This window comes from Pseudomonas batumici, from assembly GCF_000820515.1.
Taxonomy (GTDB): Bacteria; Pseudomonadota; Gammaproteobacteria; order Pseudomonadales; family Pseudomonadaceae; genus Aquipseudomonas; species Aquipseudomonas batumici.
On sequence record NZ_JXDG01000012.1, the window covers coordinates 207,890 to 227,716 of the forward strand.

The 19,827-nt window shown below is 63.2% G+C and carries 17 protein-coding genes and 1 pseudogene; 10 read left to right on the top strand and 8 right to left on the bottom strand.

The window, feature by feature from the left end:
- The first annotated feature begins 52 nt into the window (after positions 1-52).
- Positions 53-331, top strand: coding sequence for a DUF1145 domain-containing protein (locus UCMB321_RS06680; RefSeq protein ID WP_040064802.1), 279 nt, complete (start codon positions 53-55; stop codon positions 329-331).
- Positions 324-1,082, top strand: a complete 759-nt coding sequence (locus UCMB321_RS06685; protein ID WP_040064803.1) for a hypothetical protein — start codon at positions 324-326, stop codon at positions 1,080-1,082. Before UCMB321_RS06680 ends, UCMB321_RS06685 begins: the two co-directional genes overlap by 8 nt.
- Positions 1,083-1,224: 142 nt before the next feature.
- On the opposite strand, the gene UCMB321_RS06690 is transcribed toward UCMB321_RS06685, so the two are convergent.
- Positions 1,225-1,689, bottom strand: a complete 465-nt coding sequence (locus UCMB321_RS06690) for a CopD family protein (RefSeq protein WP_040064804.1) — start codon at positions 1,687-1,689, stop codon at positions 1,225-1,227.
- Between the two features lie 99 nt (positions 1,690-1,788).
- Between UCMB321_RS06690 and dinG the strand changes: the two genes are divergently transcribed.
- The 5 genes from dinG (at position 1,789) to pdxH (ending at position 9,472) form a co-directional block, all read left to right on the top strand.
- Positions 1,789-3,933, top strand: coding sequence for an ATP-dependent DNA helicase DinG (dinG, locus tag UCMB321_RS06695; protein WP_040064805.1), 2,145 nt, complete (start codon positions 1,789-1,791; stop codon positions 3,931-3,933).
- A gap of 97 nt (positions 3,934-4,030) precedes the next feature.
- Positions 4,031-6,397 (top strand): beta-galactosidase, encoded by a 2,367-nt coding sequence (locus UCMB321_RS06700; protein WP_040064806.1) that lies wholly within the window; start codon positions 4,031-4,033, stop codon positions 6,395-6,397.
- Positions 6,398-6,572: 175 nt separating this feature from the next.
- Complete coding sequence (locus UCMB321_RS06705; protein ID WP_040064807.1) at positions 6,573-7,718, top strand: EstA family serine hydrolase; 1,146 nt, start codon at positions 6,573-6,575, stop codon at positions 7,716-7,718.
- A gap of 112 nt (positions 7,719-7,830) precedes the next feature.
- Positions 7,831-8,799, top strand: a complete 969-nt coding sequence (locus tag UCMB321_RS06710) for an OmpA family protein (RefSeq protein ID WP_040064808.1) — start codon at positions 7,831-7,833, stop codon at positions 8,797-8,799.
- A gap of 25 nt (positions 8,800-8,824) precedes the next feature.
- Positions 8,825-9,472: a pyridoxamine 5'-phosphate oxidase gene (gene pdxH / locus UCMB321_RS06715; protein WP_040064809.1), complete on the top strand. Its 648-nt coding sequence runs from the start codon at positions 8,825-8,827 to the stop codon at positions 9,470-9,472.
- A gap of 83 nt (positions 9,473-9,555) precedes the next feature.
- On the opposite strand, the pseudogene UCMB321_RS06720 reads toward pdxH, so the two are convergent.
- Positions 9,556-9,789 (bottom strand): annotated as a pseudogene (locus UCMB321_RS06720) (hypothetical protein); the annotation flags it as partial.
- 234 nt (positions 9,790-10,023) lie between these two features.
- On the opposite strand from UCMB321_RS06720, the gene UCMB321_RS06725 reads away from it, so the two are divergent.
- Positions 10,024-10,488, top strand: coding sequence for an outer membrane lipoprotein (locus UCMB321_RS06725; protein WP_040064810.1), 465 nt, complete (start codon positions 10,024-10,026; stop codon positions 10,486-10,488).
- Between the two features lie 109 nt (positions 10,489-10,597).
- Here the strand turns inward: UCMB321_RS06725 and nhaA are convergent, their stop codons facing one another.
- Positions 10,598-11,779 (bottom strand): Na+/H+ antiporter NhaA, encoded by a 1,182-nt coding sequence (gene nhaA, locus UCMB321_RS06730; RefSeq protein ID WP_040064811.1) that lies wholly within the window; start codon positions 11,777-11,779, stop codon positions 10,598-10,600.
- A gap of 317 nt (positions 11,780-12,096) precedes the next feature.
- On the opposite strand from nhaA, the gene UCMB321_RS06735 reads away from it, so the two are divergent.
- On the top strand, positions 12,097-13,194 hold the full coding sequence (locus tag UCMB321_RS06735; RefSeq protein WP_209437134.1) for a PLP-dependent cysteine synthase family protein: 1,098 nt from the start codon (positions 12,097-12,099) through the stop codon (positions 13,192-13,194).
- 200 nt (positions 13,195-13,394) lie between these two features.
- Here UCMB321_RS06735 and UCMB321_RS06740 read toward each other — a convergent pair whose 3' ends face one another.
- The 5 genes from UCMB321_RS06740 to rimO all read right to left on the bottom strand — a co-directional run bounded on the left by UCMB321_RS06740 (position 13,395) and on the right by rimO (position 17,468).
- Positions 13,395-14,165: an SDR family oxidoreductase gene (locus UCMB321_RS06740; protein ID WP_040064813.1), complete on the bottom strand. Its 771-nt coding sequence runs from the start codon at positions 14,163-14,165 to the stop codon at positions 13,395-13,397.
- 104 nt (positions 14,166-14,269) lie between these two features.
- Entirely contained in the window at positions 14,270-14,731 is a 462-nt protein-coding gene (locus tag UCMB321_RS06745) for a YehS family protein (protein WP_040064814.1), read from the bottom strand.
- Positions 14,732-14,785: 54 nt separating this feature from the next.
- Positions 14,786-15,496 carry an rRNA pseudouridine synthase gene (locus tag UCMB321_RS06750; protein ID WP_040064815.1) on the bottom strand — a complete coding sequence of 237 codons (711 nt, stop codon included), beginning with the start codon at positions 15,494-15,496 and terminating at the stop codon, positions 14,786-14,788.
- A 75-nt stretch (positions 15,497-15,571) separates the two neighbouring features.
- Positions 15,572-16,021: a GNAT family N-acetyltransferase gene (locus tag UCMB321_RS06755; RefSeq protein WP_040064816.1), complete on the bottom strand. Its 450-nt coding sequence runs from the start codon at positions 16,019-16,021 to the stop codon at positions 15,572-15,574.
- Positions 16,022-16,130: 109 nt separating this feature from the next.
- Entirely contained in the window at positions 16,131-17,468 is a 1,338-nt protein-coding gene (gene rimO / locus UCMB321_RS06760) for a 30S ribosomal protein S12 methylthiotransferase RimO (protein ID WP_040064817.1), read from the bottom strand.
- A 301-nt stretch (positions 17,469-17,769) separates the two neighbouring features.
- On the opposite strand from rimO, the gene UCMB321_RS06765 reads away from it, so the two are divergent.
- Positions 17,770-19,668 (top strand): potassium transporter Kup, encoded by a 1,899-nt coding sequence (locus UCMB321_RS06765; RefSeq protein WP_040064818.1) that lies wholly within the window; start codon positions 17,770-17,772, stop codon positions 19,666-19,668.
- Positions 19,669-19,827: the final 159 nt, after the last annotated feature.

Below are 19,827 nucleotides of genomic sequence, written 5' to 3' on the forward strand. Positions count from 1 at the left end.
CTGTCCTGACTCGCCTTACTGTGCGCCAAAGAATAACTCATCAGGGGGGCGTATGAAGGTGCTTTGGGGGCTGGGCAAGGTGTTGACGCTGGTGTTCTGGCTGGTGGTGCTGGTCAACCTGGTGCATCCGCTGATCAATCCGTTCCGGGTTCTGGTGGATCTGGCGGGGAGCATGCTGTTGTTGACGCATCTGCTGGAGATCATGCTGTTCAACGGTAGCGTGCAGGAACGGGCCCGTCCCTGGCGCGATCGGCTGCAGATCCTGGTGTTCGGCATGTTCCACCTGCAAGTCCTGCCTTTGCCCAATCGTGAGGAGCGCCAACATGCGTAGCCTGTGTCTGCTGGCTGCCTTGTGCAGCCCCCTGGCGTTTGCCCAGGCCGTGACCGTCGAAACCAATTCCATGCTGCGTTTGCCCGGCAATGCTCCGGTGCTGCAACTGGAGCGTCTGGACGTTGCCGACTTCGGCACCTTGCTGGTTCCCGCCAGCGTGACGCAACTGAATATCGGTGAACTGCACCTGGGGCATGAGGCGCGTATCGCCATTGTGCCGAGCGAGCAGGCTTTCGCGCTCAAGGCTGGCCGTGCCGAGTTGGGCAGCGGCAGCCAGATCAGTGCGCGCGGGGCGCCGGGCACTTACCAGAAAGCCCCTTCGCCAGGACGTAACCTGGATCTGCGGATCGACGCGCTCAGCGGCTCCTTGTTGTCAGTGGATGCCCGGGGTGGCGCGGGCGTGCCGGGGTACGTCGGGCTCGATGGGGCGAATGGCGATGAGCCGGGGTGTACCTGGGGCGCGGCCGGGCAGGGCGCGGACGGCGACAATGGCGGCGATGGTCATCCGGGGGCGCCGGGGGCGCAGGTTCGGCTGCAGTTGCCGCGCAATTACCCGGCGGCGCAGATCCAGGTGCTGGTCGATGGCGGTACGGGAGGGGTTGCCGGAGCGGCGGGGCGTCCGGGGGCGGGCGGCAAGGCCAAGGGCTGCTTCGTGTACCAGACCGAGGGTGGCAAGCCGGGTCGTCCGGGGTTGGCAGGCAAGCCGGGGCCGGCTGGACCGGCGGGTAGTGTGACCGTTCAGCGCCTGTAACACCGCCGCGAAAACACCACCGCCCTCTGTAGGAGCTGGCTTGCCGGCGATGAGGCCCTTGAGTGCAACATCGCCTTTGCGATTGTCATCGCCAGCAAGCCGGCTCCCACAATGTGCTCCTGCGTTCAGTTAGTTCCAGCACTCAAAACCCCGGGCGTGCCGCCGCAATGGCCACCAGCGCCAACCCGATCAGCAGATTGATCCCCACCAGCCGGCGAATCCGCCCCAGTGCCGACGCACCCGCCGCCCAGTCCTGGGCCTCCACCGCGCGGCGCAAATCCGGTAGTTGCAACGACTGGATACGAATAAACAGTGCAAGCATCACGATGTACAGGCCCATCATGACCTGCACATAACGCGGTGCGGTCTCGAAGCCGCTGAAGCGCAACTGGATCATCCCCACGCCGCTGATCGGCAGGAGCACCACCGCGACCCAGACCCAGACGAAGAACCGCTGGAATACCTGGACCCACAGCTTCAGCCGGGCCGGCCCCTCCAGTGCGGCCATGGCCGCCGGGCGCAGGATCATCCAGGCGAAGAACATACCACCGACCCAGACCAGTGCGGCCAGGACATGCAAGCTGTAGGCGAGGGCAAAAGCGGTCATTCAGGTACTCCGTGCGGCACGCGAGGATTTGGCGGGGTATGATAGCCATCTATTCGAACCACTGAAAATTTATCCAGCGTTTCTTGCGCCCGAAGACTCATGATCAGCACCGAACTCAAAACCACGATCCAGGGCGCCTATTCGCGTTTTCTCGAAGCCAAGGGCCTCAAGCCGCGTTACGGCCAGCGCCTGATGATCGCCGAAGTGGCCAAGGTCCTCGGCGATATCGACACCGATGACGAAGGCCGGCGCAGCGGCGACCCGGCCGTGGTCGCGGTGGAAGCCGGCACCGGTACCGGCAAGACCGTGGCCTACAGCCTGGCGGCGATTCCCACCGCCAAGGCCGCCGGCAAGCGCCTGGTGATTGCCACCGCCACCGTCGCGCTGCAGGAGCAGATCGTCTACAAGGACCTGCCCGACCTGATGCGCAACAGCGGGTTGAACTTCAGCTTCGCCCTGGCCAAGGGGCGCGGGCGCTACCTGTGCCTGTCCAAGCTCGATATGCTGTTGCAGGAAGGCCACGCGCAGACCGCCACCGCCCAGTTGTTCGAAGAGGAAGGTTTTCGCATCGAGGTCGACGAGGCCAGCCAGAAGCTGTTCACCAGCATGATCGAGAAGCTGGCCGGGAATCGATGGGACGGCGACCGCGACAGTTGGCCCAGCGCCCTGGAAGACGCCGATTGGGCGCGCCTGACCACCGATCACAGCCAGTGCACCAACCGCCATTGCCCCAACTTCGGCCAGTGCGCCTTCTACAAGGCCCGCGAAGGCATGGGCAAGGTCGATGTGATCGTCACCAACCATGACATGGTCCTCGCCGACTTGGCCCTGGGCGGTGGCGCGGTGCTCCCCGACCCGCGCGACACCCTCTATGTGTTCGACGAAGGCCACCACCTGCCGGACAAGGCCATCGGCCACTTCGCCCACTACACGCGCCTGCGCTCCACCGCCGACTGGCTGGAGCAGACCGCCAAGAACCTGACCAAGCTGCTGGCCCAGCATCCGCTGCCCGGCGACCTGGGCAAGCTGATCGAGCAGGTGCCGGAACTGGCACGGGAGATCAAGACCCTCCAGCAGTTCATGTTCAGCGCCTGTGAGCAACTGGCCGATTTCAAGACCGGCGAAGACACCGAGGGCCGCGAGCGGCCACGCCATCGCTTCGTCGGCGGGGTGATTCCGGAACATATCCGTGAGATGGGCATCGAGCTGAAGAAAGGCTTCGCCCGCCTCAACGATCTTTTCACCCGCCTGACCGAGTTGCTCAAGGAGGGCATGGACGGCGAGGTCAATATCGGCATCGCCAGCCACCAGGCCGAGGAGTGGTATCCGCTGTTCGGCAGCCTGCTGTCCCGGGCCCAGGGCAACTGGGAGCTGTGGACCGCCTTTACCGCCGAAGACCCGGAAGACAACCCGCCCATGGCCCGCTGGCTGAGCCTGGCCGAGAGCGGTGCGCTGTTCGACATCGAGGTCAACGCCAGTCCGATCCTGGCCGCGGAAATGCTCCGGCGCAACCTGTGGAACGTGGCCCATGGCGCCCTGGTGACGTCGGCGACCCTGACCGCGCTGGGCACCTTCGAGCGCTTCCGCATGCGTGCCGGCCTGCCGAAGAAGGCCGTGACGGCAGTGGTGCCCAGCCCCTTCCATCATGCCGATGCCGGCGTGCTGCGGGTGCCGGACCTCAACGCCGATCCCCGCGACGCCATGGCCCATACCGCGGCGATCATTCGCGACCTGCCGGAGCTGGTGGAAGGTTCCAAGGGCACCCTGGTGCTGTTCTCCTCGCGCAAGCAGATGCAGGACGTGTTCGACGGCCTGGATCGCGACTGGCGCAAGCAGGTGTTCATCCAGGGCAACCTGTCGAAGCAGGAGACCCTCAACAAGCACAAGGCCCGGGTCGACGGCGGTGACTCCAGCGTGCTGTTCGGCCTGGCCAGCTTCGCCGAAGGGGTGGACTTGCCCGGTGCCTACTGTGAACACGTGGTGATCGCCAAGATTCCCTTCTCGGTCCCGGACGATCCGGTCGAGGCGGCGCTGGCCGAGTGGATCGAGGCCCGGGGTGGCAATCCGTTCATGGAAATCTCCGTGCCGGACGCCTCACTCAAGCTGGTCCAGGCCTGCGGTCGCCTGCTGCGTACCGAGGCGGACCGGGGCATCATCACCTTGCTCGACCGGCGTCTGATCACTCAACGCTACGGGAAAGCTATCCTCAATGCCTTGCCGCCGTTCCGGCGGGAAATTTCTTAATGTGATGTAGGCTAAATTACCAATTTCGTTGTCTACGGATGGCGCCCTTTGGCGCCACGCTGGCCTTCGACTGGCCGTAAGGGAGAGTTTGATTCATATGATTGGCCGTACGCTGCCCGCCGTTTTCGCCTTGTTGTTCGCTGCGCCGCTATGGGCTGCGCCGGCGGGGCAACAGACGTTGTTCAACTTCGTTCGTCCCGCCGACGTGGTGCAGGTGGCAACCGTGGATGCCAGCCTGCCGCAATACAACGCGGAGCAGACGGCTGAAGGCGAAGTGCTGCGGCGGATCACTTTCAATCCGGCAGCGCGCCCGAGCCTGCGCCTCACGCCCCAGACCGGGGCCTGGGACTGGTCACAGGCGGGTGCCATGAGCCTGCGGATCCAGAGTGCGATGGATTGGGCGCTGACCCTCGATGTGACGATCCAGAGCAGTGACGGCAAGACCCTCACCAGCCGCGTGACCCTGCCTGCCGGCCCCGCCCAGACCTTGCTGGTGCCCCTGCAGGCCAGTTCGCCGTTGAGCCAGGGCATGCGCGCCGGTCCACCGATGCCGATGACCGTTGATGGCCAGCGGGTGTTGCTGGCCAGCAGCCAGGGCGCACTGGACCGCCAGCGGGTGGTGTCCGTGACCCTGTCGATGGACGCGCCCAAGGTCGCCCAGAACATCCTGCTGGAGCGTTTCGGCGTGCAGGCCGGCGACGATGTGACCAAGGCCGTCTATGGCGCGCTGGTGGATGGCTACGGCCAGTCGACCCGGGCCAGATGGCCGGAAAAAGTCAGCACTGACGATCAGCTCAAGGCCGCGGCGAGCAAGGAAAGCCAGCAACTGAAAACCTGGCTGGCCGAACGCGAGCACAGTGCCCGGGACAAGTTCGGCGGTTCGCTCAAGGGACCGCAGTTCGAGGCCTCGGGCTTCTTCCGGACCGAAAAGCGTGACGGTCGCTGGTACCTGGTGACGCCGGAAGGGCATCCGTTCTATTCCCTGGGTGTGAATACCGTGACCGCCCACGACCAGCAGACCTATGTCGAAGGTCGTGAAGACATGTTCAGTGACCTGCCCAAGGAGGGTGAGCCGCTGGCCGCCTACTACGGCAAGGCCGACAACAGCATCGCCACCGGGGCCTCCCAGGGGCGGGCCTTCAAGTCCGGACGCTGGTTCGATTTCTATGGCGCCAACCTGCAACGGACCTATGGCTCGCCGTGTGTAGCGGCGGAGTCGGAGCAGCCCAAGGTGCCGTGCGCCCCGGGCCTGGACGCGCAGCGCTGGCAGAAACACACCCTGGACCGCCTGCAGGCCTGGGGTTTCAACACGGTCGGCAACTGGAGCGATCCGGCCCTGGGCCTGAACGATCGCGTGCCTTACACCTTGCCGCTGTCCATCGTCGGCGATTACGCCAGTATCAGCACTGGCGGCGACTGGTGGGGCGGCATGCCTGACCCGTTCGATCCGCGTTTTGCCATGGCCACCGAACGCGCGGTGGCGATTGCCACCCGCGACCATCGCGACGATCCCTGGCTGGTGGGCTATTTTGCCGACAACGAACTGGCCTGGGCCGCTCATGGGGATGATCCGAAGTCCCGTTACGCCCTGGCCTACGGTACCTTGCGCATGACCACCGACGTGCCGGCCAAGCGTGCTTTCCTCAAGCAGTTGCGTGACAAGTACCGCAACCAGCAGGGCCTGTCCAAGGCCTGGGGCGTGGAGATTCCCACCTGGGAGCAGATGGAGGACCCGGGCTTCGAGGCGCCGCTGCCGGATCCCGCGCACCCGCAGATCGAGGCGGACCTGAAGTATTTCCAGAAAGCGTTTGCCGATACCTACTTCAAGACCATTTCCGACTCGCTGAAATGGCATGCGCCGAACCATCTGTTGCTTGGCGGTCGTTTTGCCATCAGCACCCCTGAAGCCGTGGCTTCCTGTGCCCAGTACTGCGATGTGTTGAGTTTCAACTTCTACACCCTCAAGCCCCAGGACGGTTACGACTTCGATCAGTTGGAGGCGTTGAACAAGCCGGTGCTGATCACCGAGTTCAACTTCGGTTCCAGGGACCGCGGCCCGTTCTGGGGTGGGGTAACGGAACTGGCCCGGGAAGAGGATCGTGGCCCGGCCTATGCGGCGTTCCTCAAGCAGGCGGTGGCCGAGCCGTCGGTCGTCGGTGTGCACTGGTTCCAGTACCTCGACCAGCCGGTGACCGGTCGTCTGCTGGACGGCGAAAACGGTCATTTCGGTTTGGTGGGCATTACCGATGTGCCGTTCCAGGGCTTTGTCGAGAGCGTGCGCAAAAGCAACCTGCAGGCCCTTGCGCTGCTCGACAAGGAGGCCGAGAAAGCCAAGGTGGAAGCGCAGCAGAAAGCCGCCAAGGGTATCGACCAGGAAGAAGACAGTGGCGCCAAGGGGCGCTCGGGCAGTGCGGGCGGGGAAGAGGCCGGCCATCCCGGCGGCCATTCCGGCAACGGCCAATGATCGGTTGCTCTTGCACTGGGGGTGAGGTGTTTTCGGTGGATCATTCCAATTCGTGCAACGTCTGACAGTTCTTGCAAGGCGTTACGAATTGTCTGATCCACGTCTGTTCCCAAACCCATCAATCGCTGGAACAATGCAGGCCATTTTGTAAGGTGTTGCGGTGGGAGATTCACGGGTGCAGATTCAGGGTCATTTCGAGCTTCAATTCGAGGCGGTACGCGAAGCCTTCGCGGCCCTTTTCGACGATCCCCAGGAGCGCGGTGCCGCGCTCTGTATCCAGATCGGCGGCGAAACCGTGGTCGATCTCTGGGCCGGCACCGCCGACAAGGACGGGGCCGAGGCCTGGCACAGCGACACCATTGCCAACCTGTTTTCCTGCACCAAGACCTTTACCGCCGTCACCGCGCTGCAACTGGTGGCCGAGGGCAAGTTGCAGCTGGATGTTCCGGTTGCCCACTATTGGCCCGAATTCGCTGCCGCCGGCAAGGCCGGCGTCACCCTGCGCCAGTTGCTCTGCCATCAGGCCGGTCTGCCCGCCCTGCGCCAGTTGCTGCCCCCCGAGGCGCTGTACAACTGGCAGACCATGGTTGACGCCCTGGCGGCCGAAGCGCCCTGGTGGACGCCCGGCGAGGGCCATGGCTACGCCGCGATCACCTATGGCTGGCTGGTGGGCGAGTTGCTGCGGCGTGCCGACGGTCGCGGGCCGGGTGAGTCCATCGTGGCGCGGATTGCCAAGCCGCTGGGGCTGGATTTCCATGTCGGCCTGGCGGACGCAGAGTTCCATCGCGTGGCGCATATCGCCCGGGGCAAGGGCAATATCGGCGACGCGGCGGCCCAGCGCCTGCTGCAAGTGACGATGCGCGAGCCCGAGGCGATGAGCACCCGGGCTTTCACCAATCCACCGTCGATCATGACCAGCACCAACAAGCCGGAGTGGCGACGCATGCAGCAGCCGGCCGCCAACGGCCATGGCAACGCGCGCAGCCTGGCGGGGTTCTACAGTGGCCTGCTCGACGGCCGTCTGCTGGAGGCCGACATGCTGGATGAACTGACGCGCCAGCACAGCCTGGGCATGGACAAGACCCTGCTGACCCAGACCCGTTTCGGCCTGGGCTGCATGCTCGATCAGCCGGACGTGGCCAACGCCACCTTCGGCCTGGGCGCAAAAGCCTTCGGTCACCCGGGTGCCGGTGGCTCCGTCGGTTTTGCCGACCCCGAGCACGATGTCGCCTTCGGATTCGTGACCAATACCCTCGGTCCTTATGTCCTGATGGACCCGCGGGCACAGAAGCTGGTACGGATTCTGGCCGCCTGTCTGTAGAATGCGCGCATAAAGTCGCGGGCCGGAACCCTGTGACTTTTTTGCTTTCTATTACACTGTTCCATAGGGCCTGACGGCCCTTGTTTCTCTATCTCATTTTGTGGATCTCCCCATGTCATCGAACAAGTCTCTCGCCCTGGCCATCTGTCTGATTGTGACCGGTTGCGCGCAAACTCCACAAAGTGCGGACAAACCCGTGCCGCTGGCTACGGCGGTTGCCGCCGCCACGACTCCGGCGCCACAGGCGGACTCCGCCACCCATTGGTGGTGGCCGTTTGGCAGCTCGGACAACAAGGCCAGTGGCAAGGAAGCTACCCAGCCGCCGGTCAAGGCCGTGCCGATGCCCGACCCGAAAATCACCCAGGCCTGGCTTGACGATTACGAGCCGCGCCTGCGTACCGCGATCCAGGGCAGCTCCCTGAAGCTGGAACGGCGTGAAAACGTGCTGGTGGTCATTGCCCCGGTGGATGGTTTCTACAATCCCAAGCGTCCGGAACTGTTGCTGCCGGCCACCCTCGGTCCTTTCACCCGGATCGCCAAGACTGTCGAGGGTGACCCCAAGACCGCCGTGGTGATCCTGGGTCATGGCGACAACAGCGCCAGCGCCGAATCGACCAAGGCCCTGAGCCAGCAACAGGCCCAGTCCGTGGCGGCGATTTTCGGCCTCAGCGGCCTGCATCGTGATCGCCTGATGCTGCGTGGCATGGGGGCGGACATGCCGCGTGCCGCCAATGACAGCAGTGACGGCCGTGCGTTGAACCGTCGCGTGGAAATCATCCTGACTCCGCAGAACACCATGGTTGCGCTGCTGAGCAAATACAGCATTCCGGTTCCACCTCCGGCGCCGGTCACCCAGGTAGCGGCTGCGGATGCCAAGTCGGCAACTGCCACGGCGCCTGCGGCGAAGAAAACCGCGGCATCGACCAAGAAGGGCAAGGGCAAGGCCGCGGCCAAGAAAGCTCCGGTCCATAAGAAAGCGCCGGTCAAGAAAGCGGCGGCAACCAAGGCCGCGGCGGACAAGGACAAGGCAGCTGCGCCGGCGAAGAAAGATGCCGGCGCCGACAGCTCGACCAAGAACTGACCTGACGATCGAGAAGGAACGCTTCATGACTCACGCCCTGGCGGATATGCGCCGCGACTACACCCGTGACGGTCTCACCGAGGCCCTGGCCCCGGCCGAGCCGTTCGCGTTGTTCCACCAGTGGTTCGCCGAGGCGGTGAAGACCGAGCAGGTGCCCGTCGAGGCCAATGCCATGACCCTGGCGACGGTGGACGAGGACGGGCGCCCTCATTGCCGCATCCTGTTGCTCAAGGGGCTGGACGAGGCGGGGTTTACCTTCTTCACCAACTACGACAGCGACAAGGGTCGGCAACTGGCGGCCCGCCCCTTTGCGGCGATGACCTTCTTCTGGCCGACCCTGGAGCGGCAGGTGCGGATCGAGGGGCGGGTGGTCAAGGTCTCGGCGCAAGAGTCGGATGCTTACTTCCGGGTGCGTCCGCTGGGCAGCCGGTTGGGGGCCTGGGCCTCGCCGCAAAGTCAGGTGATTGCCGGCCGGGAGGAACTCGAGGGTTTGCTCAAGAACACCGAAGCGCGCTTCAGCGATACGCAGCCCCATTGCCCCGAGCATTGGGGGGGGTATCGTCTGCTGCCGGAGCGCATCGAGTTCTGGCAAGGTCGCGCCAGCCGCCTGCATGACCGCCTCGACTACCGTCTGGAAGAGGCGGGCTGGACGCGTCGGCGTCTAGCACCTTAGTGGCGCGAGCCGTTCGCGGTTCGATCAGGCGGCGTTGCAAGAGCGTTCGCCTGATCCCTCCCTGGCAAATCCTTGTCCAGGCCCTGATCCGGATAACCTGCAGCCGCGGCCTCAAGCCATTGCTGCAAGTCCCGGCGCTTGATCTTCTGCTCCCTGGCCGCAGTCAGGCGTTCGAGCATGAACTTTTTGTGTAATTCGTTGTCTCCCGCTAGCGATAACGCCAGATCGCGGTCCGTCCAACGTCTGATCCTGATATACAGCCAGCCGTGGAAATACAGTCCGGCTGCCGTAGCGATTGCGATGATGAAGTAGTCCATGTCGTTGGTTCTTGGCCGGTTGCGGTGGTTGTCGTAGCGATTCAGTTGTCGCTGATTGTTTCAACTGCTGGGCAGCCCGGGCAGGCGGATCGAAATCGCGCTACCCTATATCCCCGCTCATTTGGGCACCGTGGCTGTACGGGTGCTGAATGAAAACCATTTTATCCGTGCGCTGCCGTGACAGGGATCAAGCTGCGGAGTTTAATTAAAGTCATATCCTATGGAGTTGATCCTATGCGTAAGTCTGTTTTGTTGATTGCTTCCTTCTCCACGATGGCCATGCTGTTGGGTGGTTGCGCCAGCAGCCTGACGGGCGACTCCTATTCCCGTGACGAAGCGCGTCGCGTCCAGACCATCCGCATGGGCACCATCGAGTCGCTGCGTCCGGTGAAAATCGAAGGTACCAACTCGCCAATCGGTGCCGGTGCCGGTGCAATTATCGGTGGTGTCGGCGGCAGCGCGATCGGCGGTGGCCGTGGCAGTATCGTGACCGCGGTGGCCGGTGCGGTGGCCGGTGGCGTGCTGGGTAACATGGCTGAAAAAGGCCTCACCAGTGCCCAGGGTGTTGAAATCACCGTTCGTGAAGATGACGGCAGCATGCGTGCCTATGTTCAAGAAGTGCAACCGAACGAAATCTTCCGGGTTGGCGAGCGCGTGCGTATTGCCACCGTTGGCGGCACCAGCCGCGTGACCCACTGATTTCACTTTCCGCTGTCAAAAGAAAACCCCGGCCAGGGAACTGGTCGGGGTTTTCTTTTTTTTGTGTTGCTGGCCTGGAGGTCGCTACGAACCTTGTAGCAACCGACCTTCAGGTCGTGCTGGATTTGCGACTGGCCGCCGCCGTCACGGCATAGCCGATCAGTGCCGCCAGGATCGAGCCGGTGAGAATTCCCATGCGGTCCATGCCCGCGTAGTCGCTGCTGCCCGGAATAAAGGCCAGGGAGCCGACGAACAGGCTCATGGTGAAACCTATCCCGCACAGGATCGCCACGCCGAACAGTTGCCCCCAGTTGGCCCCGTTCGGCAGCGCCGCCAGACCGGCCTTGACCGCCAGCCAGGTCAGGCCGAAGACACCGACCGTCTTGCCGATCAGCAGGCCCGCGGCGATGCCCATCGGCACGTGATGGGTAAAGCTTTCCAACTGCACACCGGCCAGGGAGACGCCGGCATTGGCAAAGGCGAACAGCGGCAGGATGCCGAACGCCACCCAGGGATGCAGCGCATGCTCCAGGCTCAGCAGCGGCGAGCTTTCGGCGTTGCGGGTGCGCAACGGGATACAGAACGCCAGGGCCACGCCGGCCAGCGTGGCGTGCACACCACTCTTGAGCACGCAGACCCAGAGAATCAGGCCGATCACCAGATAGGGCCCGAGCTTGACCACGCCCAGGCGATTCATCGCGATCAGCGCCACCAGGCAGGCCCCCGCCAGTATCAGCGACAGCGTCGACAGTTCATGGGAGTAGAAGATCGCGATGACGATGATCGCGCCCAGGTCATCGATGATCGCCAGGGTCATCAGGAACAGTTTCAGCGACACCGGCACACGCTTGCCGAGCAAGGCCAGTACGCCGAGGGCGAAGGCGATGTCGGTGGCCATGGGAATCGCCCAGCCGCCGAGGGCCGCCGGATTGTCACGGTTCAGGAACCAGTAGATCAGCGCCGGTACCACCATGCCGCCGATGGCCGCCGCGCCCGGCAGCACGACCTGGGACGGCTTGGACAGGTGGCCTTCGAGGAGCTCGCGCTTGACCTCCAGGCCAATCAGCAGGAAGAACAGTGCCATCAGGCCGTCGTTGATCCACAGCAGCAAGGGCTTGGCGATTTTCAGGGCGCCGACCTGAGCCACCACCGGCACATCCAGCAGGCCGCCGTAGAGGTGCGACAGCGGCGAGTTGTTGATGATCAGGGCCAGGGCTGCAGCGGCAATCAATAGCAGACCGCTGGCAGCTTCCAACTGAAAGAAACGGGTGAAAGTGCTACGCAGAGGCAAGGTCGCTCTCCATCGGTGAATGCAAAAGGTAGGACACCCTAACCCGTACTGTTAGTTGTTAAAACAAAAATTATATTCTTTTTTGTTATAAGCGGGTGCTTGAGGGGTGGATGGCAAAGAGCCTAGCAGTTATGTGTCTAAATGCGTCTTCACTGTATCTGTGCGCTGCGTAGGAAACTTCCTATAGTGAGGGGATGACCGCGGTGGGGCCTGTCAGAGACCCGATCTTTCTTTATCCTCCAACGGTTTGGCCATGGGCCAGTGGCGCAGCCAGCCGTCAGTGTTTTCGAGCACATCCGTTCCAAGACGAGTAATCCATCATGATCGACAACCGACAGTGGGCCCGGGAAGCCATCCGGATCATTGAAGCCGACTTCCAGCGCAGTGCCGATACCCACTTGATCCCGTTGCCGCTACCGGGCCTGCCGGGCATCGAGCTGTACTTCAAGGACGAATCCAGCCATCCGACCGGCAGCCTGAAGCACCGCCTGGCGCGTTCGCTGTTCCTCTATGCGCTGTGTAATGGCTGGCTGCATCCGGGAGCGCCGGTGATCGAGGCGTCCAGCGGCTCGACGGCAATTTCCGAAGCCTACTTCGCGCGCCTGCTGGGTTTGCCCTTTATCGCGGTGATGCCGGCCACCACCTCCCAGGAAAAGATCGCGCAGATCGCCTTCTACGGCGGCAAGAGCCACCTGGTGGAGGATCCGACGCAGATCTATGCCGAGTCCGAGCGCCTGGCCCGGGAGAGCGGCGGTCATTTCATGGATCAGTTCACCTATGCCGAGCGGGCCACGGACTGGCGGGCGAACAACAACATCGCCGAGTCGATTTTCCAGCAACTGCGTTTCGAGCGTCACCCGGAACCGAGCTGGTTGATTTCCAGTCCCGGTACCGGTGGGACCACGGCGACCCTCGGTCGCTATGTGCGTTATCGCCAGCATTGCACCCGGGTGTTGTGCGCCGATGCCGAGCGTTCGGTGTTCTTCGATTTCTACCAGACCGGCGATGCCGGGCTGCGCCTGGACTGCGGTTCGCGGATCGAAGGGATCGGGCGTCCGCGGGTTGAGGCGTCGTTCCTGCCCACGGTGATCGATGCCATGGTCAAGGTGCCGGATGCCTTGTCCCTGGCGGCCATGCACTATCTGGCGCAGCACCTGGGGCGTCGGGTCGGGGGATCCAGCGGCACCAACCTGATCGGCGCGTTGATGGCGGCGCGGCAGATGGTCGAGGCGGGGGAGAGTGGCTCGATCGTGGCGATCCTGTGCGACGGCGGCGAGCGTTACGCCACCACCTACTACGATCCGCAATGGCTGGCGGCGCAGGGGTATGAGCTGGATGAGCTGATCGAGACCGTGGCGGCCTGTGTCGAGCGCGGTGAGGCGTTGCCCGAGAGCGTGCTGCGGGCCGGGATCTGAGCCCGGTACTCCTGGGGAATTGACATCTGTGGCGAGCGGGCTTGTCGGAACGCCGCACCGCCGCGCTGGGGTGCGAAGCGCCCCTAAAACCGGCGAACTCGGTCTATCAGGTAGACCGAGGTGATGGGTTTTACGACTGCTTCGCAGTCGAGCGTGGGCAAGCCCACTCGCCACAAGTTAGCCCTCAGCAGTTCCTATAGTTACAGGCTGAACCCACCATCCAACGGGATGATATTTCCGGTCATATAGGCCCCGGCGGTACTCGCCAAACTGATCGCCAGCGCCGCCATTTCCTCCTCGCGCCCCCAGCGCTGCATGGGAATCAAGGCCGTATCCTCGGCCAGCGCCTGCTCGTCGTTGCCGATGTGCTGGGTCATCTTGCTCGGGAAGCGTCCCGGCGCAATCACATTGACGTTGATGTGCTGGCTGACCAGTTCCCGCGCCAGGATCCGTGACAACTGATGCAGGGCGGCTTTGCTCGGGCCGTAGGCATAGGCCTCTTCGCCGAATGACGAAATCCCCGCCACCGAACCGATATTGATGATCCTGGCCGGGTTCGCCGCCGAACCGGCCTTGCGCAGCAATGGCAGGAACTGCTGGATGCAATTGAAGACCGAGGTCACGTTCAGTTGCATGACCTTCTCCCAGCCTTTCACCGGATAGCTTTCCAGCGGGGCGCCCCAGGTGGTGCCGGCGTTGTTGACCAGGATATCCAGCCGATCGATCTGCTCACCCAGGCGCGTCGCCAAGGCCTGCACGCCTTCCTCTGTCGCCAGGTTGGCGGCCAGGGCCTGGCAATGGCCCAGGGCGCCGAGTTCCTCGGCGGTCTGCTGGCAGGCCTGGGCATCCCGGGCGCAGACGTAGACCTGGGCACCGGCCTCGACAAAGGCCTTGGCGATCATCTTGCCGATACCGCGGGTACCGCCGGTCACCAGTGCGGTGCGGCCTTGCAGGGAGAAGTAAGGGTGCATGGCGAATCCTGAGTGCGAAAAGGTCTCCATACCCTAGCCGCCAGGTGTCAAAAGCGGAGCCACTATTGGGCGGCGCAATGATGCGCCATGCACGCCGATGCGGATCAGCCGCGAACGCGCAGCGTCAGGCCCTTGAGGAAGTTGCGCAACAGCTGGTCGCCGCAGGGACGGTAGTTGGTGTGGCCGAACTTGCGGAACAGCGCGCTCAGCTCGGGCTTGGACACCGGGAACTCGGCGGCCTTGAGAATGGCGTGCATGTCGTCTTCCTTCAGTTCGAAGGCGACCCGCAGTTTCTTCAGGATGATGTTGTTGGTCACCGGCAGCTCGATCGGCAACGCCGGCCGGCTTTCGTCCTTGCCGCGCTTGAAGATCACCAGACCGTCGAGGAAATGCGCCATCACTTCGTCCGGGCAATGCACGAAGCCCTCTTCCTCATCCTTTTTCAGGTAGGTGACGATAGCCGCCTTGCTCACTTCGAAGCCGGTCAACTTGATGATCTCGACGACCTTGCTGTCGCTGATGTCGAGCATGTAGCGCACGCTGCGCAGTACATCGTTGTGAATCATGTGAGCCATCCGTAAGAGGTGGGCGCCGCGCGTCTGGCGCGACGTTGAAAGGGGTTAGAATTTTTCCTTGGCCGACAGATAGCGCCATTGGCCCACGGGCACCTTGCCGATGGAAACGCCACCGATACGGATCCGGCGGATGGCCACGACCTTGAGCCCGACGGCCTGGCAAAACAGCGCGATCACCCCCGGTTGCGGATTTTTCATCGCGAAACGCAGGCGGTTCTCGTTCTGCCAGCTTGCTTTCACTGCAGGCAGCTCGCGGCCCTTGTAGGTCAGGCCATGGCTCAGGCGGTTGAGGCCGTGCTCGACGATGTCGCCACTGACCTCCACCACATATTCCTGCTCGATCTTGGCGGCGTCGGCGGTGAGCTTGCGCAGGATTTTCCAGTCCTGGGTGAACACCACCAGGCCGCTGGCACCGGCTTGCAGGTCGGCGCCCGCGGTCAGGCGCAGGAAGTGCCCCTTGAGCGGGCGCTTACCATAGCGGTGCTCCTCGCTGAGCGTATCGGCACGCAGCAGTTGCAGCGCGCTGTCGAGGTCGAGGCCGGCCGGTTGGTGCAGCAGCAGGGTGACCGGTTCCGGCGCGGTGGCCTTGGCCTCGGGGTCCAGTTCGACTTTCTGGGCCGCGACCTTGTACTGCGGTTCGTCGATGACTTCGCCATCGACCGTGACCCAGCCGCCTTCGATGAACAGTTCGGCCTCCCGACGGGAGCAGCCGACCAGTTCGATCAGGCGTTTGGAGAGGCGAATGGGTTCAGACATGACGGCGGCCGTAAAAAAGGGGGGCGGCTATTGTACCTGCCTGGCGCCGGTTAAGCCCGGCAACATTTGTCGCACTCAGCGTTTCAGGCGCAGATGCAGCAAAGGGTACGGTTGGCCCATGCCATCCTTCTCCGACCGACCGATGACCTCGAAGCCCTGCTTGAAATAGAAACCGATCGCCTGGGGGTTCTGTTCGTTGACGTCCAGTTCGTCGGCATTCAGGTGCTCGATGGCATAGCTGAGCAACTGCTTGCCCAGGCCTTTGCCACGCTCTTTCGGGTCGATGAAGAGCATTTCGATCTTGCCCGCCGCAACCCCGGCGAACCCGGTGATGCGTTGGCGTGAGTCGCGGGTACAGATCAGCATGACCGCATCCAGGTAATGGGTCAGCAGCATGTTCTTCAACAGTTCGATGTAGCTGTCCGGCAGGAAATCATGGGTGGCGCGCACCGAGGCTTCCCAGAGACGGGCCAGTTCCGGGTAGTCGCCGGGCTTGGGGGTGTGGATGACCGTGAGCTGGCGCATGCAGCAGGCTCCTTGCGTCGCTGTCGTTGTTATTCATGAGCCAGACTATAGACGGAAAAAAGCCCCGCATCTCGTTGAAAGGGCGGGGCTTTTCAGGTTTTTTCAGCGCTTAGATCGTTTCAGCCCACAGGTCGTATTCGTCGGCATCGGTGACGCGGCACCAGACCTTGTCGCCGGGCTTGAGGTCGCCGGCGCCGTCGATGAACACGTTGCCGTCGATTTCCGGGGCGTCGAAGAAGCAACGACCGACCGCGCCTTGTTCGTCGACCTCGTCGATCAGCACTTCGATGTCGCGGCCGATGCGCAGTTGCAGGCGGGCGCTGCTGATGGCCTGCTGATGGGCCATGAAGCGCTCCCAGCGCTCCTGCTTGACGTCATCCGGGACCACGTCCAGGCCCAGGTCGTTGGCTGGCGCGCCTTCGACCGGCGAGTACTGGAAGCAGCCGACGCGGTCGAGCTGGGCTTCGGTCAGCCAGTCGAGCAGGTACTGGAAGTCTTCCTCGGTTTCGCCGGGGAAACCGACGATGAAGGTCGAACGGATGATCAGGTCCGGGCAGATTTCGCGCCAGTTCTTGATCCGCGCCAGGGTCTTGTCTTCGAACGCCGGGCGTTTCATCGACTTGAGCACTTTCGGGCTGGCGTGCTGGAACGGGATGTCCAGGTACGGCAGGATCTTGCCGGCGGCCATCAGCGGGATCAGCTCGTCGACATGCGGGTACGGGTAGACGTAGTGCAGGCGCACCCACACGCCCAGGGTGGCGAGGGCTTCGCACAGCTCGGTCATGCGGGTCTTCACCGGCGCGCCGTTCCAGAAGCCGGTGCGGTACTTCACGTCGACGCCGTAGGCGCTGGTGTCCTGGGAGATCACCAGCAGCTCCTTGACCCCGGACTTGACCAGGCGCTGGGCTTCGTCGAGAACGTCGCCCACCGGACGGCTGACCAGCTTGCCGCGCATCGACGGGATGATGCAGAAGCTGCAGCTGTGGTTGCAGCCTTCGGAAATCTTCAGGTACGCGTAGTGGCGTGGCGTCAGCTTGATGCCCTGTGGCGGTACCAGGTCGATCAGCGGGTTGTGGTCCTGGCGCGGCGGTACGACTTCGTGCACGGCGCTGACCACCTGCTCGTACTGCTGCGGGCCGGTCACGGCCAGTACGCTGGGGTGCACGTCGCGGATGTTGCCTTCCTCGACGCCCATGCAGCCGGTGACGATCACCTTGCCGTTTTCCTTGATGGCTTCGCCGATCACTTCCAGGGACTCGGCCTTGGCGCTGTCGATAAAGCCGCAGGTGTTGACCACCACGACATCGGCGTCCTGGTAGGTGGACACCACATCATAGCCTTCCATGCGCAGTTGCGTCAGGATGCGCTCGGAGTCGACCAGAGCTTTCGGGCAACCCAGGGATACGAAGCCGACCTTCGGGTTGGCTGGCGCGGTAGGGGTGGACATGTCTAACCTCGGTATAGGGTGTCGAGCCGCTTGGGGCAAGGGCATCGCTTGGGCGCTGGCGCGCCTCTGATCAAAAAGTGCGCAATTCTAGCGATGGCTGAGGCACTTGACCAGCTTTATGCGGGGAAATGCGACGAGTGCTGCGCTATGCTTCGCGCCAATGCGAGATGCTGTCATTTTTTGTTTCAAAATAACCGATGACTTGTAAATCGTCGGCAACTGTAAGAAAAACAGCGCATGCTGCAAAAAAAAGCATAGTGCTTCTTGAAAGAAGCCTTGGTCCGGGGTGTAGGAGTAGTTGATGGGTGGTCACGCAGTGAGTGAGGGGCAGGGGCACTCGACGGCAAAGCCGTTGGGTATGCTGGTAGCGGCGGTAGGGGTGGTGTACGGCGACATCGGCACCAGCCCGTTATACACCCTCAAGGAGGTGTTCACTGGCGGTTACGGGGTGCAGGTCAGCCCAGACGGTGTCCTGGGGATTCTGGCGCTGATCTTCTGGTCGCTGGTCTGGGTGGTTGCGATCAAGTACGTGTTGTTCATCCTGCGTGCCGACAACCAGGGCGAAGGCGGGATCATGGCCTTGACCGCGCTGGCGCGGCGGGCCTCGGCGTCCTACCCGAAATTGCAGTCGGTGCTGGTGATTCTCGGGCTGATCGGTGCGGCGCTGTTCTACGGTGACAGCATGATCACCCCGGCGATTTCGGTCCTTTCGGCGGTCGAGGGCCTGGAAATCGCCTTCGACGGGCTGGAGCACTGGGTGGTACCGCTGTCATTGGTGGTGCTGGTGGGATTGTTCCTGATCCAGAAGCACGGTACCGCGAGTATCGGCAAGCTGTTCGGGCCGGTAATGGTGGCGTGGTTCGTGGTACTGGGGGTCATGGGGGCCTACGGTATTTCCCTGCGCCCTGAAGTGCTGAGTGCGTTGAACCCGATGTGGTGCGTGCGCTTCTTCACCACCCACCCGGGCGTGGGTGTGGCGATCCTGGGGGCGGTGGTACTGGCGTTGACCGGTGCCGAAGCCTTGTACGCCGACATGGGCCACTTCGGGCGCAAGCCGATTGCCCGCGCCTGGTTCGCCCTGGTGCTGCCGGCGCTGGTCCTGAACTACTTCGGCCAGGGCGCCTTGCTGCTGGAAAACCCGGATGCCGCGCGCAACCCCTTCTATCTGCTGGCGCCGGGCTGGGCGCTGATTCCGCTGGTGGTGCTATCGACCCTGGCGACGGTGATCGCTTCCCAGGCGGTGATCTCCGGGGCGTTCTCCCTGACTCGCCAGGCGATCCAGTTGGGCTACATCCCGCGCATGTATACCCAGCACACCTCCAGTGCCGAGCAGGGGCAGATCTACATCGGCGCGGTAAACTGGACCCTGATGGTCGGTGTGGTCCTGCTGGTGATCGGGTTCGGTTCGTCCAACGCCCTGGCCTCGGCCTACGGCGTGGCGGTGACCGGGACCATGCTGATCACCAGTATCCTGGTGGCGGCGGTGATGCTGCTGCTGTGGAAATGGTCGCCGATCCTGACCGTGCCGATCCTGGTGGGCTTCCTGCTGGTGGACGGGCTGTTCTTCGCCGCCAACGTGCCCAAGATCGTCCAGGGCGGTGCCTTTCCGGTACTGGCGGGGATCGTGCTGTTTATCCTCATGACCACCTGGAAACGCGGCAAGGAGCTGGTGGTGGACCGCCTGGACGAAGGGGCCCTGCCGTTGCCGATCTTTATCGAGAGCATTCGGGTGCAGCCGCCCCACCGGGTGCAGGGTACGGCGGTGTTCCTCACCGGTCGGCCGGATGCGGTGCCCCATGCCTTGTTGCACAACTTGTTGCACAACCAGGTGCTGCATGAGCAGGTGGTGTTGTTGACGGTGGTCTACGAGGATATTCCACGGGTGCCGGCACAACGGCGGTTCGAGGTGGCTTCCTATGGGACGGGCTTCTTCCGGGTCATCCTGCACTTCGGCTTCATCGATGAGCCGGATATTCCCCAGGCGCTGAAATTGTGCCATCTGGATGAGCTGGATTTCAGCCCGATGCGCACCACCTATTTCCTCAGCCGCGAGACGGTGGTCGCTTCGAAGATCGTCGGGATGGCGCGTTGGCGGGAGAACCTGTTCGCCTTCATGCTGAAGAATGCCAACGGTAGCCTGCGTTTCTTCAAGCTGCCGGTGAACCGGGTGATCGAGCTGGGGACGCAGGTCGAGATCTGACAGTCCCGGGCATGAAAAAGCCCCCGTTGCCTTGCGGCAGCGGGGGCTTTTTCTTTGGGGCTGGTTGGACGGTATTTGCGCTGAAACACCGTGCTGTAGGAGCCGGCTTGCTGGCGATTACGATGCTGGATTCACCACCGCCATCGCTGGCAATCGAGC

Excerpts from the sequence above, each read along its gene's own strand:
- UCMB321_RS06680 (WP_040064802.1), top strand. The coding sequence starts at position 53 with ATGAAGGTGCTTTGGGGGCTGGGCAAGGTGTTGACGCTGGTGTTCTGG.
- UCMB321_RS06685 (WP_040064803.1), top strand. The coding sequence starts at position 324 with ATGCGTAGCCTGTGTCTGCTGGCTGCCTTGTGCAGCCCCCTGGCGTTT.
- UCMB321_RS06690 (WP_040064804.1), bottom strand. The coding sequence starts at position 1,689 with ATGACCGCTTTTGCCCTCGCCTACAGCTTGCATGTCCTGGCCGCACTG.
- dinG (WP_040064805.1), top strand. The coding sequence starts at position 1,789 with ATGATCAGCACCGAACTCAAAACCACGATCCAGGGCGCCTATTCGCGT.
- UCMB321_RS06700 (WP_040064806.1), top strand. The coding sequence starts at position 4,031 with ATGATTGGCCGTACGCTGCCCGCCGTTTTCGCCTTGTTGTTCGCTGCG.
- UCMB321_RS06710 (WP_040064808.1), top strand. The coding sequence starts at position 7,831 with ATGTCATCGAACAAGTCTCTCGCCCTGGCCATCTGTCTGATTGTGACC.
- pdxH (WP_040064809.1), top strand. The coding sequence starts at position 8,825 with ATGACTCACGCCCTGGCGGATATGCGCCGCGACTACACCCGTGACGGT.
- UCMB321_RS06725 (WP_040064810.1), top strand. The coding sequence starts at position 10,024 with ATGCGTAAGTCTGTTTTGTTGATTGCTTCCTTCTCCACGATGGCCATG.
- UCMB321_RS06740 (WP_040064813.1), bottom strand. The coding sequence starts at position 14,165 with ATGCACCCTTACTTCTCCCTGCAAGGCCGCACCGCACTGGTGACCGGC.
- UCMB321_RS06745 (WP_040064814.1), bottom strand. The coding sequence starts at position 14,731 with ATGATTCACAACGATGTACTGCGCAGCGTGCGCTACATGCTCGACATC.
- UCMB321_RS06750 (WP_040064815.1), bottom strand. The coding sequence starts at position 15,496 with ATGTCTGAACCCATTCGCCTCTCCAAACGCCTGATCGAACTGGTCGGC.
- UCMB321_RS06755 (WP_040064816.1), bottom strand. The coding sequence starts at position 16,021 with ATGCGCCAGCTCACGGTCATCCACACCCCCAAGCCCGGCGACTACCCG.
- rimO (WP_040064817.1), bottom strand. The coding sequence starts at position 17,468 with ATGTCCACCCCTACCGCGCCAGCCAACCCGAAGGTCGGCTTCGTATCC.
- UCMB321_RS06765 (WP_040064818.1), top strand. The coding sequence starts at position 17,770 with ATGGGTGGTCACGCAGTGAGTGAGGGGCAGGGGCACTCGACGGCAAAG.